Annotated in this window: 1 protein-coding gene; it reads left to right on the top strand. The window is 62.6% G+C overall.

Annotated elements, in window-relative coordinates:
• The first annotated feature begins 65 nt into the window (after positions 1 to 65).
• Positions 66 to 19,151 carry a hypothetical protein gene (locus OG804_RS02415; RefSeq protein WP_328393384.1) on the top strand — a complete coding sequence of 6,362 codons (19,086 nt, stop codon included), beginning with the start codon at positions 66 to 68 and terminating at the stop codon, positions 19,149 to 19,151.
• Positions 19,152 to 19,541 lie beyond the last annotated feature (390 nt).

The raw sequence follows: 19,541 nt of genomic DNA on the forward strand, positions 1-19,541 counted from the left end.
GGTGCTACCGAATACCGCTGGGGTTCGGGTGATCTGACGTGGGTATTCCGTTTCCCCCTCCGGGGATGGAGTGGCTCAGCTATCTGGTCGGTGTCGAGCTTCCGTCGATCGATGAAAACGATGCGGGCGAGGTGCAGCAGGGTTTCGAGTATCTGCGGCGGGAAATCGACAGTATTGTGATTCCGGCGATGGCCATGGCGCGAAATAGGACGCGTCGGGCATACCCGGAGGGTGACGGCGCGGATGGCATCGACGAATATCTGGCCCAGATAATTTCGCATAGTGAAAGTGTTGCCGACGGCTATGGTGAGCTGGCCAGGGGGATCCACAGTTACCGCGGTCAGGTTGTCTCAGCGAAGCTGAATGGCATCTTCGGGTTGATCTGGTTGGGCACCGAGTTCGCCGGCAGCAGCCTGTGGGGTCCGGGTGCACCGTTGAGGCAGGCATATGCGGTGTCGACGACCCGTATTTTCTTCCGTTGGCTGGCCTCGCGGGTTACGCAGGAAACCGCGGAAATATTGGCGCGTATGGCCGCGAGGATCGGGATCGAGAATACCTCGCGGCTGGTCAGGGGGATCACCAGCAAAGTGGTGGTCGAAGCTGTGGAGCGCGGGGTGACGGAAGCGGTTAGAGAGTTACTTCAAGGGGGTGGGCAGGAGGCAATCGTCCAGGGCGAGCTTATTCGTGAGGGTTATCAAGACAGCCTGGACTGGAATGCCATTACACAAACTATGGCGATCTCCACCGTTGGTGGCGGTTTTGGTGGGGTCGGCGGGTTAGGTATGGAGAACCTGACTCGCAAGCTCCACTGGGACAGTGGTGGTCTCTGGGACCGGATACGAACCGGTGTTGCGGTCGGTAGTGGCGCGGGGATCATCGGTCAGGCAGGGGCGATGGTCGCCAACGGGGTTATCTACGACAACTGGCAGACCGATAGGTATGCCTGGTTCGGCGCTGTCGCCAATGGTGTTGTCCCGGGGGCGATGAGCAATCTGCGTAGGCCTCGGGTCGGCGAAGGCCAGCGGATGCGGCGCAGCGACTTCACGCTCGTCGCCGGGCAGCCGGGGGAACCCCAGGTCGGTGATGGCAGCGCGACCAGGAGCGGGACCGGCTCCCGCTCGGCTGATCCGGCGCGCGCGGCAGCTGCGGCCGGCAGTGTGGTCGGGAGCGGCCGGGCTGCCGGGGCGGCGGCGGAGGCGGCGCACGCGAATCAGGGCCGCGGCAGCGCCCCTGGCGTGACCGGTCCCGTCCTCATGGATACCGATAGGAATGCGGGCGATGCTTCAGTAGCGCAGTCGAATACGGCCACGGATGGGTCTTCGGACATCTCGCAGGCAACGGCGCCGACCGCGACTGGTCCTACGACGGCAGCATTCGCCGCAACCGCCGACACCGATGCCGCACCGACGAGTGGTGCAGCGGGGGCAGCCACGCACAGTGGGGTATCGGGCACGGGAATGCAGCAGCAGGTCACGGGAGCGGACAGTGAACCCACCAGAACCGCGGCGAGCGACCCCGTCCCGGTCGGCGGGCGAAATACGATCAGCACCGACCCTCCGCCCGCGGCCCTTGTCGGCGAGCCGCTCATCCCACAGAGCCCCGGCGTTCCCGCCTCCGATTCGTATATATCCGGCACACCACCTATTGCTGCAACGCCTTCTGCTACTACACCGGCGGCGGTCTCGGGTGCGGGTAGCGTCTCAGGTACCGAACCGCACGGGACGGCACGCAGCGGAACCAGAGGGGCCGCCTCTTCCGATGCTGGAGTTGCCTTCCGGAATGCCATGAGCGAGAGCTCCGGGCTCGTCGCAGACATACAAGCAGCTGGCTTGCCTGGCCGCAGGACCGCTGATAAGGCTGACCCTCATATGTCGGCCACTGGCCCCGGGTCACCGGCCGGCTTCTCCACCACACAACCGGATTCGGGCCACGTCAGCACGTCGGCAGCAGATCCTCGGCAGACCCGAACCCATGCGGATGAAGCCGGCGCAACGGCCCAACCCGATGGTGCGGTGAAGCCGGATCCAGAGGGTGGGCCTCAGGCTGATTCGGGCACCGATGGTGGCAATCGGACAGCGGATGAGACGCCTAATAACCTCGTAAGCGTTGGAGATTCGAGTTCCTCGGATAATGCGGCAGCCGGGGGTCCGGGTGCGGATAACGTTGTCTTGGCAGGTCAGTGTGCTGTTCAGTCGACGAACGTGTTGGCGGTGCAGTACCCGACTGCGGGCATCCGACCGGTTGGGCCGTGCGATCCGGCTGGTTTGGGGTCTGCCGAGTTTGAAAGGCTGATCGGTGCGGAGTTGATCCGATCTGGGAGCAATCTGGCACCTGGTCCGTCGTTGGAGTCGAAGCGGCTCTACACCGAGGCTCAAGCCGAGCGTCGCCGACTACGTGATGAGGCCAAGGGCCTGAAGAGGGCCCAGCATGAGCGCCAGATCAAGCGCACCAGGCGGATCAGCCGCACGCAGGTGCGGCTGGAGACCGTCCTGCAGCAGCTGCAGGACGGGCAGCCCATCGCTGTCGGCATACGCCACCAGCTGGATCGAATAACCGCGCGCACTGGCCAGACCGCCGAACAAGCTTTGCAGCAACGTATCCAGAACTTGAAAGATCGCGCCGCGAACCTCGAGCGGATCGAACAGCGGCAGACCGAAGAGCGTGAGCACCAGCTGGAGACCAAGGCCCGCGACGAAAGAGACCGGCTGCTGAAGCTGTCTCGAGATGTCGGGGAGATGACTCCCGAGCAATGGCACCAGATGTCGCCGTTCCATCAGCTCGAACACCAGACGAAAATTCTGGGTGAGGGTGGCACCTTGGTGACAGTGTTCGCCTTCGATACTTCGGGGAAGAACAACGTCGGCGGGCACGTGGTGCACCTGTCGGTCGAGCATGATGTGGTGTTGGTCGTCGAACCGGCGACCGGGTTGAAGAAGGTCTTCACCCCGGATGCGATCCCGGACGTGACGAAGAAGATCTGGGTCACCTCGATCCGGTCGGACGGCTCGAAGATGACCCCGTATGTCTTGAATGTCATCGAGGATGACGATGAAGAGAACAGAAATGCAGCGCAGATCCTCAACGCGGATGAACAAGCCCGGCTGAAACGACAATTGGACTATTCGTTGAACCGGCTACGTACCGAACATCGCGAGACCCTATCGCGATTCTATGATGTCGCGCGCGCGACCGGGATGAGTGAGCCGGACCTGGCGGACGCTTTGCGCGACCCGGATCGTTTCATACGTGCTCTGGATGGGTTGCCCGAGCCCGCGATCGCTGGTGGGATGACCGTCGTGGATCGGGTGCGCCTGCTCGAGGTACGGGAGCGGGTGCGTGACCACGTCGCTCATCTGCACAAGGTGGAGCAGACCACGCGTTTGCTGCCGGAGGCGTCGGCCGAGCTGCCGGATCCCGCGTTGTCTCCGCTGCAGCAGGTTCAGCTGGTGCGGGCGCTGCGGGGCGCGGTTACCGACTGGGTCGGGGCGCTCGATGACATTCGTACCCTGGCGGTCGGAGTAGAGCGGGCGCGGCTGGACCGGTTGTTGGCCGGAGATTTCGAAGCAGAGCTGGCGCGGCTGAGCGAGGGCGGGCGTGACGAGCCGCTGCGCAGGTTGGCGGCGGTGGTTCGCCGGGCGTCTGCGATATCCGAAAAGCTCCAGGAAGCCCAGGACCTACTGGGCGGCTTCCGCAACACGACCCCAGAAGAGGACACGAGCCCAGCAGACGCTGCACAGCATCGACATGACCCATTGCGCACTAGCAGCGCCAGACCAGCCCAGAACAGCACCCCGCAAACAACCCGCAGCGGCAAGCCTCACCCAATGCCCCCCAACCCCGACGAACTAGCAGCAGAACTCGACCGTCCCGTCCGGCACCGGGACCAAGCTCCACAGCCGGCACCGGAATCGCCGAGGAACGTTCCAGAACAGTGGCGTGCATTCCACGATTGGCAGGACCGGTTCAACCACCAGACCCATGCGGCGGCAACCGAACCACGTTCGGACTACGATCCCGGCCCCGCCAGCCAAGGAGTCGATCCAGAGGCGCATGCACAGATCGCCGAGGAAACCGCGGAAAACGGCTGGCGGCAGCGACGCGTGCGAGATGAGGTCGTACTGGCGCGGACTCTCTACCACAGACCGGAGAGTAGGCGTGCGGCAGTCGCAATGTTGGATCGATTGCACGAGGTGCTCACCGCCTTGCACCCCGAGGCGACCTCAGAGCAGATTGACGCTGCCTTCTACGCGCACACCAATAAATATTGGAGCGGCATGGTATTGCCCTCTGTGTCGTTGAACGAACTGCGGCGGCACGGAAATCTACGCGAGCTGATGTCCGCTGTGCTCAACGCGATCATCCGGAACCGGCAGCTGGAGGAGCCTTGGCCTTCCGGCACAACGTTGGACGAAGGTCTCGCGGCGCTTCTGAACCAACAGAATTGGGAGGCGAAGGCAGCTGAGCTGGGGCTTGATGTTGTCGCGCTGAGGGGGTTGCGTGAGTCGATACCAACGGCGGATCCGCACGCGCAGATCCAGGCACAAGATATGTCCATCAGGCGGTATGCGGCTCGTAGCACCGAGGAAGAAGTGAGGCTGATACACGACCTCCGTCAAAGTGGCCGAGCGCGACACGAACGTAATGATGGTGAACAAATACGCCGAAGCCTCACCGTCCAGGACTGGCGCCTGCTGGGAATGCCATTATCACGGCGAGAACTGGAGGCAGTGCCTGGAGAACTGAAGAAGCTCCGCAAGAGCAGGTTGGAGCTCGACGCGCCACTTCCACGCGATGATCGGGGTCGTGTCGATATCGAGGCGCTGGAGGCCCGGCTCCGCGTCGAGGACGACACCGTGAGTCACGTCCTGCCGCTCTATGTATACGACGAGCGGAGCCGACGTGTGCGAGATGATGTCGGGAACGCTGTTGTCGAGGGTGTTCTGGTCTATCACGACGATGGAGAGGTGGTCGACCCCGAAACCGCGCTGGGGCTCGATCCCGAGAGGTACGCCGTGCCGTTGACGTGGCTGCCGGGTGCAGCACGCGTTGATTTCGTGACCAGTAACGAGTGGTTCCGCGAGGTTGCGATTGAGCGCGGCTTCCCTGTTGCGACCGGAATTTCAGGCACTGCGGCCCGGATGGTCGCTCGCTTCGCCTGGCTGCGACCACCGGATGCTTCCATGCACGACTTTGTCGGAGCGGTGATGGCATTCGTAATTCCACAACATCATTCGTTGTACGAAACCGTGGCCGGCATGCGGATCGCTGGTGTCCGGGTGGTGGACGACTCCTTGCTCGCAAGTCACGGTGATGATGTGGCTGCGATGTATCGAGGTGTGGCCGAACGGTATGAGATCGTGGACGACCTCACCTCGCCGGAGCAGCAGTTCGACGAGAGCCCGCCGGCTGATCCGGACCTGGTGTCGCATGCGTGGGACGACAAGACGCGCGCAGCGCATCGCGACCGCGGCGACGTCGAAGCTCCGGGTCCGGGGGTAGCGCGCTGGGATCCTTTGCATCGGGTGGAAGGCGTTGCCAACGACTGTTTCCCGCAGGCCGCCCGATTCGGGTTGGCCCGGGTACTGTCCGCGCTGGAGCAAGACCCTGACGCCGAATCCACGCTGATCGCTGACCTGCGCGATCGTTTGTCGATAGTGGAACTGGCCCGAGTGCCGGAGCGTGGAGTCAGCGGTAATCGCGGTGCGGAGCTGATCGGTGCGGACTGGAATCCCGATGGGTTCGCGAGTTTCGAAGCATTGGCTGCTGCGGTGCCCGAGGGTGGGGTGATGATCGCGGCGGTGGCGTTCGCTGGTTTCCAGCGTGCAGGTGTGGTGGGTGCGCACGCCGTGACGATCTACCGGGAGCGCGGTCTGGTCATGGTGCGCGACGGGGAGCGGCCGGCGGTGGCGTTCGAGTCGTGGCGCCAGGGGTTGTCGGGTGTGGTCGGGTTGCACGGCATAGTCATCAATCCTGATGGGCACGCGGCTGTGTCGCTCGGGGAGAACAGCCGCACCCGCGGCAGGCCGGGCGCGGCATTCGCGATAGCGAATATGGGCGCGGCGCAAATGCCTCGTGCTCCCGATGGCACTGCCGTGTTGGGTGAACGGCTTGCCGTGATGCGGCGTAGCTCTGACGACACGGTGCGCGTGCTGCGTGGTCAGGTGCGCGAGGAATTTGCCAGCCTGGGCGAGGAGGTGAACATCCCGGAGCTCTTGCAGTTCGGGTCCGTGACGTGGGAGGAATTCTATGGCGTGCTCGAGCGCAGCCGTGACGTTCTGGCCGCGGCGATGGGAATTTCTCCGAGACAGTTGATCGGCGAGCTGGAGACCGAACAGCAGATCGGGAATCTGCGTGCGCAGCAGCCCAAAACAGAATCCTTGACGGCCGCCGCGGCGGCATTCGTCTGGTTGTATCGAGTTGCCGAAATACTCGAGAACATCAACCGGCTCGAGCTGCGAGCCCAGCGGATTCGTTCCCTGGAGTACGCGCTGTACGAGGCGGCCGCGCGATCCGAACAGGGTGTGGGGTCTGTCGGCGAGTTCGGCCGGCTGGCCGCCCAGGCTGCTGAGCTCGATGAGTCGGCACAAGCGGTACAGGACGTCGAAGATGAGGACGTCCTATGGCCTTCTCGCGGAATTCACAATCGATCTATCAGGATTTTCGGTAAATACCAGCCGGACCTGGGGGCCCAGAGGCAGGCCGAGCAGACCATCCAGCGCTGGCGCGAGATGCGAGACGATGCGCGAGACCAGCTGCGGTTGCTGACGGGTGAGGATGTACATGAACTTCCCGACGCGGATCTGGTGCAGCTGGCATCCGGGTATATCGAGTCCGCCGATGATCAGATCGGGTTGGACCCACAGCAGCGCAAGGGTCATGAAATAGCCGAGTGGGTGATCGAGTTCGCCGACGCGCGATTGATGCTCGACACCGAGGACAAGAAAATCGACCGAGATGCGCGGCGGCTGCTCGTCAACCGCCGGTTCGACGAGTTGCTGGCCGCGGCTACCGATAGCTTGCCGAGTGCGGAACGTGTCGAAGACAATGATGTGCTGGGACGTGAGTTGTCCAGGTTCGGGTATGACGCGGTGAAGGCACGTACTTCCGCTCGAGTCGATCTGGTGGATCGAGAGGTCCAAGTCGATCTCACGAATGGGCGTGGTGAACTCGAGCGGCTGCGGGAACTGCATCGCGACGCGATCGCAGAGGCGGCGGCATTACTCGAGCTGGCCCCTTCGCAGCTGACCCCGGAGCGCCTCGAGAAGTTGATGTATGTCGACAAGTACGGCGATGAGCAGCGTGCCGCGATGGAGAACTGCGCTCGGCTCGACACGACGATCGAGCTTCTGGAACGCATGATCACTGCCGACGAGCGTGCGCGGCGGGTCGACGCGGCGGAGGCCGCAGTGCGTCGGGCAGGCGCTCGGCGCGCGGTGGCAGCAGTCCGGTTCGGCGATATCCGACGCGAGCACCTCGCGCAGTCCGGTCGGGAAATCGATTCGTCGGTGCCCGGGCTGCGGGAGTTCAACCGAGCGAGTGCGCAGCTGGAGCTGGTTACCGCCCGGGTCGCTGCACTGCAGGACTTGGCAGCGGAGCGCTACCGGGTGGCGAGTAGCGTCCAGGTAGCCGTGAATCGGTTCACCGACCTCGCCAAAGCGAACTCGGCGCGCTGGTCCGACCTCCGGCGTATCGAGCAGCGGCCACGGAACATGCTTCGGTTGCGTGAGCAGGCGCGGCGGAATTTGTCGGACGTCGTCGGCCCCGAGGGCGTCATCGAGCTGACCGTGGCACCCGACGGCGCCCGAGAAGTGCTGCCGGGCAGCATCACCAGCGACCAGGTGCGGCAACTGCTGCTGCAGCTGCATGACGAGAACCGACCGCGAGAGGACCCGCTCCGCGAAGCGGTCGAAAAGCTGCACGGTCTCGACGAAATGCTGGTTGCTGCGACAGACCGTGCCGTACTCGAGCTGGAGTTGAACAGGCTCGACAGTGAGCTGGACGCCGGATTGGCGATGCTGAGTGGATTCGGCGTGGAAGCTGCGGCTGTAGAGGGTACGACTGGGTACCAGCCTCCAGACTTCGCGAGTGGATCGACTGTCGCGGAATTGGTCGAGGCATTGAATGCGAAACATCACGTGGCGGTGACTGGTTTCGACAATCCGGATGTCGACCTGGAGACGCTGCGGGAGTTCGCCCGGGCGGTGGACGACATGTTGAGCAAGTACCCGCAGATCCCGTTGCGGGAAATTCGAGTCGGCAAACTCAGGGACACACGCCACTGTGCGCTTGCCGCAAGAGAATCTGGCACTCAGTTCGACACCATCACATTGAGTGCCGAGCTCGCCACCGCACCGGATAGATTGCGCGCGGTGTGGGACGGGGACCCAGAACTCGGGCCGCGGCCGGGATTCTCCGGCAGGCCGCTCTACAGTGCTGTCGTTGCCGAGTTCGGCCGCATTCTGCTCCATACAAAGGGTGGATTCCCGTTCGCAACTGAATTGAGAAAGCTGTACGAAGCCGCTCGCACGTCTTTCGACCCGAATCATTACGCGGCGTGGCTGTTGCGCCAATTCAGCAAACACAGTCACTTGGCCGATCCGCCTGCGGTCGACATGCCCAAGGCGATCATCGAAGCCTTCGTTGCGGTCGAAGCGGATCCGTCGACCGCGACTGCGACGGCGAAGGCAGCGCACGAGATGCTCATGCGGAACTTGCACACACCACGCCGTCAGGGCGGCACCGATCCGGGATCATCGAGCCACACCGGCGGCAGTGACCCCGTCGAACTCGACGCCGACGAGTGGGACACATATCATGGGGCCGCGCAGATCGCGGGCGCATTGTCGGCAAAACACGCTGTCGGGGTGTCCGGTTTCGATAATCCGAATGTCGACCTCACGACGCTGCGTGAGTTCGCCCGGGCGGTCGATACCATGCTCACCAAGTATCCCTATACCAGAGTCGGGAAAATCACCATCGACCCCTTGCGAAGCAAGGGTACGGTGGCCCGAACCTATATGACGTCCGCTTACTCCGTAGCGCCTATCGAAGCTGGTTTTACGCGTCAGATCACGTTGGATGAAGGATTTGCCACTAATCCGGAATCGATTCGTCCCGAGCCCGGACATCTGGTGGCCGAACAGATTGATGCCGGATCCCGAGGTGGAGATATCCACCGAATGGTGTACAAGCTCATCATTCACGAATTCGGGCACTCGATGTACATCGCCGGAATGGGCGGAGCGCATGTGGATGGCCACAACGCGCTGTTCGACCACTTCCGGGCAACGCACGAGATGGTAGACGAAGTCAGGTTCACCCAGTGGCTGAACCGTCAGTTCAGCGGGTACAGCTTCCACCCCGACGGGTCCTTGAACCTCCTCGAGGCATTGCCGGAGGCGTTCGCCTCGGTGGAAATCGATCCGGGTAACGCTACCGCCGGAGAGCGAGTTCTCCACGCGTTGTTGGTGCGGCATGCCGAGCAACAACTGTCGGCCCGGATCGAAACCGGCATCGACCGCTTCGGTTTCTGGGTCGCGGACAGCATGCGGCATTTACTTCCCGCTCTTCCGGAGAACATCCAACTTTTCTGGCCGCGGTCCTATGTGCCGCCGGCAGCGCGGCCGGTACCGGATACTGCCGCGTACGTGCCCCCGTTGAAAGGTGAAGTTCCGGAGCTGTTGCGGGGTGGGCCGATGAACTGCGCGCCGGCGGTCGTGCGGTTCGTGCAGGAGTTCATCGAGGACGTCACGAAGAGACCGATGAATGTGCCAGGGCTGGCGGACAACCCGGTGACCGACTTGCAAGGCGTGGGCGAAGAGGCAATCATGCGGGCGTTGGGCGCGGAATGGCACAAGACCACCTTCGGCCAGGGCGCAGCCGGTTTGGCGACCGTGCTGGACCACGTATACCACAATGGTGGCGCGGTCGTGGGTGCGATGCAGTTCGGCGATGCGGGCGCGCACGCGTTCGGGGTGAAGCTGGACGAAAAAGGCCAGCTGGTGGTTCGCGAAAAGGTTCGCGGACAAGAGCTGACCTGGACCGGCGAAGCTGAGGTAGCGCAGTGGCTGGGGTCCCGCCGGGATATCGGCGTCACCGACGTCTTCGGTGTTGTCATCAAAGTCACAGGAGAGCCGGAACATCGATTCGTCGAGGGCTCAGGACGAGTGGCCGGGGCCGCCCCGACCGGCCCCATCGGCGCGTTGCCCGACAATGGCCGCTTCGGCACGACCGAAGAGTATGCGGCGGAGATGCTGAGCCTGGATTCGAATGCGCGGGAAAGGCGCGGCGCTCCGCGGCGGGTGCCGTTCACACCGCGAGGGGTGCCTGAGCAGTGGCAGGTCTTTCATCACGCCGCCAGCGGTCGGCCGTGGAGTCCGGGCCAGCCGTCCGACCGCCGCGGCGCTGAAAAACGAGCCGACGGTACCGAACCCGAGTTCGAGGTCGGCCTGCCGCCCCGTCGGGCGCCCGGAAAGCAGCAAGCTCCGGGCGGCGAAGGTACGGCGCCCGCTGCAGCGGGCCAGTTGAGGAGGCCGCCGGGGTGGGAGGATGTCAATCTCACTCTCAGGAAAGTGGTCCACCAGCGGGACGCGGTATTGGCGGAACTAACGGCGTTGGCTGCTGCCGCGAATATTGATGTGCAAGAACTGATCACCGGCGATACGGAGCGTGCGGAGGGGGCTTTCCGTCGGCTGGCGTCCGACTTGACCATGCCGGATCAGCTCGGGTTGGTGCGGATCGCGGAAGTCGAGACGCGCCGCTACCACAAGCTCACCCGTGTGGAAATGCGGCTGGGTCAATTTCTCGGCGAGATATCCGATTCCGATATGTCATTGCAGCTGGCGCGTTTGTGGGGCTACTATCAGTCCTCCGTTAAGGGCTGGGTGGACGGGGCGAACCACTTGCACGTGCTCGCGGCCCGGGCAAATGCCGATCCGATCGCGCTGCTGTCGGTGGAACATGCCGATGAGGAATTGCAACGATTGCGCGAGCTACCGATTGCCGATCCTGAGCTCCTCGAGGATCTGGAAAGTTTGGTGCGGGGTATCAAGTCGGACATCGAAAGTATGCGCCGCAGCGAGCGAGATATCGACTACTATCCGTCGACATTTTCTCATCTTGCCCCACTCGACGAGGCAGTGCAGACTGTGCGGGAACGGCTGGACGACAGTGGAAATTCCCGGGATCTGGTTGATGCTACCTTCAGATTCTTCCACGGCGATATGGCCTATGTCGAGGCTACCGCGGTAGTGCTGAAGGAGAAGCTGCGGGAGCTGGGTTGGAATGATCCCAACCGGACCGATGCGGCAATTTCAATGGTGCGTGATGGTGCACGCGGTGTGTTGGAATATATAGAAGGATATTGGCTGCAGTATTGGCCCGAAGGGCGAGAACGAGCCGAAAAGGGAGATGTAGCTGCGGAGGTGCTGATTCGAATATCAATGACTGATGACGGGTATCGTTCGCTGCATATATCGGTTGGATGGCATCAACACCGGCCACAACTCGGTGAAGATTTTTCTGGTGATCTGAATATATCGACAGAAATATGGAAGTACATCGTGTCTCGGCCAGAATCGGCGGATCGGTGGGGTGTCGAACGCTGGGGTGAGACCTGGGCGTACTTCAACGAGCCGACACGGCGGGATGCATCGCTTGCCTTGGTGTCCGCGCCACCCGACGTGTTGTCGAATTACGACAATAAAGAGCGCATCGTCCGAAAGCTGTACGACGACCACCACATCCGGATCTTCGGGTGGGAGGACGAGTCATATTCGGCAGTGGTTCTCGAAGCGGTGGACGAGGCATTGCGGGACAATATTGCCGAACACGGCACCCGGTACAACCTGTACTACCTGACATTCAAACCTTTGTCCGACCGGCGTTTGGCTGAAGTGCGCAGTTACGGGATGAGGGGATATTCGGTCGAGATCATTGTATTCGATCCGGATTCGGTTGCTAATCCGGCGAGAATGCAACGGGTCCACTTCCGGGCCTTGAAATCCCATTTCTGGGGGACGTTGGTGCGACACCGGGCTATTTATCATGTTACTGGCCATGAATTCAATCATGTCGCGGACCGCGGGATCTATGGCATGCTCAGTCCGAGTTTGCCTGAGATCCTCGCATTCGGACATCGATTCTATGTTGAAAACGGGGTTATTCCGGATTCGGATCATATGGTCGAAGAATGGCTGAAGAATATTCCGGAATATGGTCACATAGATGGGGATCCGAACAAGGGATTAAAGCTGGAAGAGGCATTGGCGGAAGGCGGGATCGGCGGAGCGCACGATGTGTTACTGCCGCTGACCGATCCGTCACGACTTACTCATTGGCACATAGTTGATAATGGTTCAAGCCCCGAAATCACGTTGGCTCGATGGGCGCAGTGGTACAGGCATACAACCCCGTCGGGCTTCCTGAGCCGGCTACTGCGGCAAGCCGGGAATTCGAGGCCTCGGGCAATAATAACATCGCCTACTCTGGACCACCTGGCCAGAGGCCACCCCGCCCGGTCGAACTGGGCCCACGAGCTCGGCATTCCAGGCGGGCTGCTGGTGCTGCAGGATGTCTGGACCGAATACAAGCGAACCGATATCAAGATTCCGCGCAGGATCGAGCTGTACGGCCTCCGAGTCAGAACTTACGAGAAGGCTTTCAACGGGAAAACACACGAATTCCCCGATGCGCACACGGTGGCCGAGCACTTGCGCGCCCGAGGCAAGGTGATGGATGCCGAGCAGCCCGGCAGTGGTGCGAACATCGGGGCTTTGGTGTTCGAGCCGGGTGCCCGCGGTGGTCGACGCGTCTATTTTCTGATCCGAAGAGTAACCGGCAACGGCAAGGTTCGCATAGAACTACGTGATCCCGACCAGGGAGTATTCAAACCCAATTTTGTGCCTCCTCGGGAATCGATGGGACAGCAGGTCGACGCTCTTTTCCTGGACAACCTGGGCAACGCGATGAGGGTGGGTCCGGCCCGTTCGACTATCGGCGCACTCGAAGCACTCGGCCCCCAGCACACGCAAGCCATGCACGAGGCGAGCACTTCAAGGGACAGTACGGGCGACGGAACTACCCCGAAGCCGCGCAGTAGTGGCGAGCTCCGCGCGGACGGGCCCGTGCAGCGGCTGGATGCCAAAGGTCGCCCGGAAGCGGTGCCTGGCCCCGACTACGGTACAGCCCCGATCGGCGCCCGGATGGACGTGGGCGGCGTCGAACCGGAGACCTCGCAGGCGCCTGTCCCCGATGCCAGCCCAGCGCACACCCAGCCGTCCGGCCCCATCGATGCTCACGCCAGGCCGTCCGGCGAACCGACCCTCGCGCACGTGAACGTCGACGCGACGAATGAACATCGATTGGCGTTGGAGAACGAGTCGGCCGAGATCCTGGCACGGGTCGGTTTCCGGGTCGAGCAGAACCCCACTGTTCCGGGCACGGACAAGAATCCCGACCTGCTGGTGGAAGGCATGGTGTTCGATGTCTACTCACCGGATTCGGACTCTGTCGACAGTGTGTTCAGCGGGATCGAGGCGAAGATCGACAAAGGGCAGACGGACCGCGTAGTGGTGAACCTAACCGACAGCGTGGTGGACCTCGCTGCCCTGGACACGCGGCTCCGCGGGAACCCGGGCATCCCGGAGCTGCGGGAAGTCATCGTGATCGACCAGTACCACAATGTCGTCCGCCTCTATCCGAGTTCAGCTGCGGATGCCCCGGTGCTGGCAGACCCAGACCCGGATCACCGGAGTCGGGCGGATTCCGCCAACCCGGGGGACACCGAGTTGCCCATCGAACCCACCGGCAGTCTCGTCGACACGGCCGAGAACATGGAACTACTGGCGCCGACTCGTCCGCGCGATAACACGATCCCAGGCAACCGACGCAGGTACCGGTGGGAAGACGAGACGGTCGAGGCGCTGGCCGAGGCCGGCTACCGGGTCGTGCAGCATCCTCAGCGGCGGGGGCGCCGTCCTGACCGAAACTTCTTGATCGAGGGTCGGGAATTCAACTTCTACGCGCCCGAGAACGACATATCCCTGCCCCGGTTGCTGGACGCGATCCGGTCCAGGGTCGCTGGTAATCGGGGCGGCCGACTCGTACTCCATACGGGCGGCAGCGATATCGATCTCGACACCCTGACCCGGTTGCTGAACCAGGAATCCGGAGTGTCCGGTCTGCGAGAGCTCATCGCGATCGACAAGCAGGGCAGGGCCGTTCCCGTCTACCATCGCCCGGGGATGCTTCTCGACGGCGGCGCGGTCTATCGACGGCCGCAGCGGCGGACAGTGCTCGGAGACTGCGCTCCGCCGGTGGTGTCGTTCATTCGGGAATTCGTCGAGCAAGCGGAAGGAGTGTGGCAGGGGTCGGGCCTGGTCGCCGACGACGCCGAGGGCGGGGTAGGCGAGGAGGCATTGGCGCGGGCAGTGGGAGGCGACTGGCTCTCCGGCGGAGAGCGTTTTCGCTCGCTGAAGGATGTCATTCAGCATGTGCAGGACCACGGCGGGGCCGTCGCCGGGGCGATGTCCTTCGGCGGGGCCGGTGACCACGCCTTCGGGGTGAAGGAGGTCGGCAGCCAGGTAGTGGTCTTCGAGCGTGTCAACGGCCGCAACCGCACGTGGGTCGGCAAGGCCGAGATCGCAGTGTGGCTGCATCAGCGAGGCCAGCTGGACATCACCGCGGTGCACGGAATCGTCTTCGGCCGCACCGGAAGCCCGATGCAGAAGTACATCCCAGGCAGAAACCGGGCCGCGCTGATCGATCGCGGCGACGCGCCACGTGGCCCCATCCGCGGCCTCCCGCGGGTACGGGCGTCGGCGGCTCCCGATCAATGGCCGGGTCCTGAAGAGGATTTGCCCATCCTTATGAAGCTGGCCGATGCGCTCGCAGATAACAAGTCATGGGTCGGTAATCTCAATTCGGCCCTGGGGGTGAATCTACGGTGGGCCGAAGAATTCGGTGCCCACATCGCCTCGCTGCCCGAAGCGGGCCGCGGTGTGGACATGGCGCGGGTCGAGGAGTGGATCGAGAAACTGACGAAGACCGAAGTTCGGATCCGTCGGCTGGTAGGTGGCGAGGCGAGCGAGGTTATCGACGGCGAGGCGGTGGGTTGGGACTTCGGCCTTCGGCTGAACACCGTGTCGGGAAAGGACGCCGAAAAGCGCATCCGGTGCCTGCGAGCAGGGAAAGATATCAGGCTGAAGAGGTTCACTCCGCGGATGGTGGACTGGCTCGAAGGTTACCGTGGCCTCGGGCAGCATCCGTCGCGGTCGTTGGCCTATGGGATCGAATGGGTGCTCGAGGCGAATCTCGGTGGTATCGAATCCCCTTTCGGCGTGGTTACCAAGGCCCGGGCCTTCTGGACCGACTTGCGGCCGGTGACCATGCTTGCGCATGCGTTCGGCCGATATCCGAAGCCAGATCCGCAGCGTGCCCTGGATCCGAGGGAGAACACCGTATTCAAGGTGTCGTGGTTATTGAACCGAGTGTTCTGGACATCGGGACCCACGGTGCAGCTGCGGACAGCAGACCTGCCGGATGATGTGGTTGTATGCGGACATTGGATCCACGAAGAGCAGTATGTCTTGGTTGTCGATGAGAAGGCCGGCCGGGAGGAGATCCGCGAGAAACTCGACAAGCACATGCGCAAACTCATCAGTGAGTATGTGCCACGGCAGCCGCCGCCGAAGAATACTGTGCTCGGCAATATGATTAGCGCTGCCGCGGAGACCGGCGGAATCTTCATGGGCGCCGTACTGGCGGCGTTGCTGGATCTCGATCTCGGCTCCGTACGCTGGCCGCTGGCCGGTTTGCTGGCGGGTAGTGCTGTGCGCCACGGCGGTCGGATGGTCACCGACTACGCGCAGGCCAATAAGAAAATTGAGCGGGCGACGCTGGCCGAACTCTATGAGGCCGCGACTGCGGGTGGAACGGGGCCGTCCACGCGGGAGAATGCTCTCGACCAATACCGGACTGCGAGAATACTGGGGCGGGCGCGGGAAGCCTTGGGCCTCAAACCATTGGAGCACAAGCCGCCACGCGAGGATGTCGCGCAGCTGTCGGAAGAGGAGCGGGCAGAACTCCTGCGACGCGCGGAGGGCCTGATGCGTTCGTTCCGGCAGTCGGTGGAAGAGGGGACTTGGCGCTGGCTGGTCCCGAAGTCTATGGCGGACGGAGACTGGGCGAGCCTACACCTGGGGGCGTTGCAGGGCACCTCGTTGCCGAAGGAGGAGAACGGCAGGTTCGAATTCCCGCTGGTCGGAAACGACGTTATGAAGAACGTGATGCTTTCCTACAAACTCGAGGTCGGCGAGGTGGCGAATAGCTACATCAGATTCCACAATAACGACAATCATAACGAGTTCGACCTCACAGCTCGCTTTTCGCGGGAGCTGTACTACGCCACCGACGAGCACTTGGAGAGAGTTTTCTACGGCCTGTTCTTCTCTTCTCTGAATACGGTCGGCAGCGCGTATGCCGGTATGCCCGGGAGGCGGTTGCGGGCGAAGCAACCAGCGATCGTCAACGGTCTCCTCTATGCTCCGATCACCGTGGCGTTTGCGAACTTGCTCGGTGTCGGACCGCTGGCTGCGGCCCTGATCCTAGGGCGGGCAGGGGGTGAATTCGGTGCGATCCCCGCTGACATGTGGGCCGAATCGGCAGCGATCTACCATCGGAAGAACGCCTTCTACGAGATGAACGAGCGGTTGGGGTTCCGCCTCACCACCGGTATGGGGTCGGCTCTGAGTCGGAACTTGCTCGAACTGATCTGGGCTCAGCGTGAGCAGAAGCGGGAGATTCTGAGTCCCCTCATGCCGATGAACTCCGAGTCCGAGGATTTGCGCACATCCGTTGAGAATGTGCTCGCCGTTGTGGGTGAATCCGTTCAAAAATGGGCCGAAAAGCACGACGAGATAGTTGATTTCAAGATCGAGGTCCTCGGTGAGACGGCTATGGATAAGGTTGCCGGCGTCGAGATGAAAAAGGTGGCGGGCGGCGCCGACGATGCGCGACTGGCCACTATTCGTACAACCTTGCGGGACGGACGTCAGCTGGTCCTGTATGCCGCAATTTCTGTCAACCCCGACAGGGAATACGATGTGCCGCTGGTGTCTTTCGCGGGTGCCGACTACCATCGCAGGCTGAAAAAACGGTACCGGGAACGCCTCATCGATATCCGGTTGCCCGCACAGTGGCGACGACATCCGCCGAAGGCTGACCTGGCGAAACTGCACCGCACCTTGGATGATGTGCTCGCTCGTGAGCGGGTGATGCACGGGCTGCCGGTAGGGCAGTTGATCCACCGGGGCGCGCTGCGGGCCCTCGGTCAGGATATCGGGCCCGGTCTGATCGCCTTTCTCGGCGGGGATCCCGCGGTCGCCCTCCGGGAGTTCGCGAACGGGGGGATCACGGTCAGCAATGATGGTCTCGGTGTGATCCACAATCAAGAGGAGGAGCGGCGCACGATTAACGATCGAGCGGGCGCCTACACCCCCGGGACTGTCGCCACCGCCCGTACGTTGACCGATATCTGGGAAAAGTCACTCCTCCAAACCTACGAGGAAATCCAGAGAACCAAGGATTGGCTGCACCGGCTTGCCGAGGCACACCCGGACGAACCGCGGCTTCGAGAGCTCGCGGACAAATGGGCTGACCGTGCCGCGAAGGTCCCCGAAGAGCCGTGGAAGCAAGTCGGCGAGGCCCTGGAAGTCCTGAAACAGGCGGTAGCCGAGGACAAGTACGCCGTGAATGTGATTCCGCTCGGCACCTCCGGTATCGTTCAAGTGAATACCGCGCGCCGCAAAAAACTGCCGCCGCGCCGGGAGTTCCTGCAGATCATACCGGGTGTTCCGGGCGCTGGAACCCTTGTGATGCCAAACCCTGACAAATACGCCGATGTGGGAACCTACATTGTGTACGACCCCGAGGACAGGCAGACACTACGTAAGTTGCTCAGCCACTGGTTCGCGGAATGGCACGGGTCTCCCTACAGCGAGATGTCGGCGCGCGCGCGTGGATTCGACATAGGGGTGACGACGGGCAGCGCCGGGGCGAACGGGGGGCTCGCCGGCCGCGGCGAAGGTGGATCCGGTGGCGCAGATGCCTCATACATGGGTGCCGTTGTGATCAATGGCGTGGGCCAGGCCTGGGTGGACCGCCAGCACGCCGACAAGACGACGCAGGCCGACCGGATTTTCAATGCATTGATGAACCGTGACATCGTTGGGCCCACCAAACCATTCGGGCAAATCTTGGATGGGCTCGTGCGAGCGAATGACAGGTTGTTCCGGGACCTGGTCGCCGATATTGTCACCGGTCACACGTTGGCCGGTGTCGCGATTCCCGACGACTCGCGGCGTGTACTCGACAGTGTTCTGCAAGCTCCAGACGAGGACACCGAGCAGCAGGCTGAAGAACGTCACCCGCGCGGAATCAAGAAGCTGGCCCATCCATCAGTGCAGCCGCGACCGGAATTCTTTCCCGGCCGCGCTTTGTGGAATGAGCGAGTACTCGAGTTCGCCGAGCGCGGTGCTGAAGCGCTGGCCCGACAGTTGGAAATGTCGACCGAGGAGGTGCGCGAGATGCTCCGTAGAGCATCGGAGCGAACGTACCTGCTCACCGACCGGGAGGTGGATCAGACAGCGCAGGCCGAGGAAAAGAAGGCCGAGGAAAAGGTCGAGAAGCACCCCGAGGTGCAACCCGAGGAACAATCGAAGCGTTTGGCGCCGTATGTGGGTGAAAGCCTCGTCGACTGGGCGACGGCAACGATCCAGATGGCCCCGAAGGGGCGGACCGACGAGATGACAGCCGAGTGGCTGCGGCAAGTGCTGCGCCTATGGCGAGGTTCGCCGGTAGACGAGATGATGCGGACCGGGGATACTCCCTTGATGGTTGCGGTGCGGCGGGAACTGGAAATCAACGACCAAGTACGGTCGTGGTCGAACAGTATTGTGGACCAGTTCGGTGACGAAGCATCACAGGCCGTCCACACCGCCCTCGAAGCGCCATCCGGTCCGGAATGGGAGGAGGAAATCCTGGAGCGGCTGCGTGAACGGACGAAATATGCCGCTCGGTTCGAGGCGCGCATGACGAACGGCCTCCCGCCGGTGGAGTTGGACCTACGCACCAGCGGAATTCCCCATCGGTGAAAGAACGAGAGCGGCGAGAATCTCTCCAAGATCACGAGTTCGGACGACCAGCATCTGTTCGACAATATCCCCAGCTCAAAACGGGCGGCTGAATCTGTCGAGAGAGTCGCCCGGTCCGGCGACGATCCAGCCGTCAGGCGCGCCGAATTCCAGCGCACCCGCGGATCTCCTCTTACAGCGCACCGAAGCTATGCCGAGAGTTGCGAGTGACAGGCTGAGGAGTTCCTGCCGCGGGCCGCGCGACGGACGGGATCTTGGCGAACGGAGCGTCGCGGATACTGCCGCCAGGCCGTCCGGCGAGGTCATTCTCAGCGGCGAATCCGGACGACTCAGCGGGATCGAATGCGCCTGGATGCCCACGAAAGACGCTCGCAACTAACCGATCCTGAC

This window comes from Nocardia sp. NBC_00416, assembly GCF_036032445.1.
Taxonomy (GTDB): Bacteria; Actinomycetota; Actinomycetes; order Mycobacteriales; family Mycobacteriaceae; genus Nocardia.

Excerpts from the sequence above, each read along its gene's own strand:
- OG804_RS02415 (WP_328393384.1), top strand. The coding sequence starts at position 66 with ATGGAGTGGCTCAGCTATCTGGTCGGTGTCGAGCTTCCGTCGATCGAT.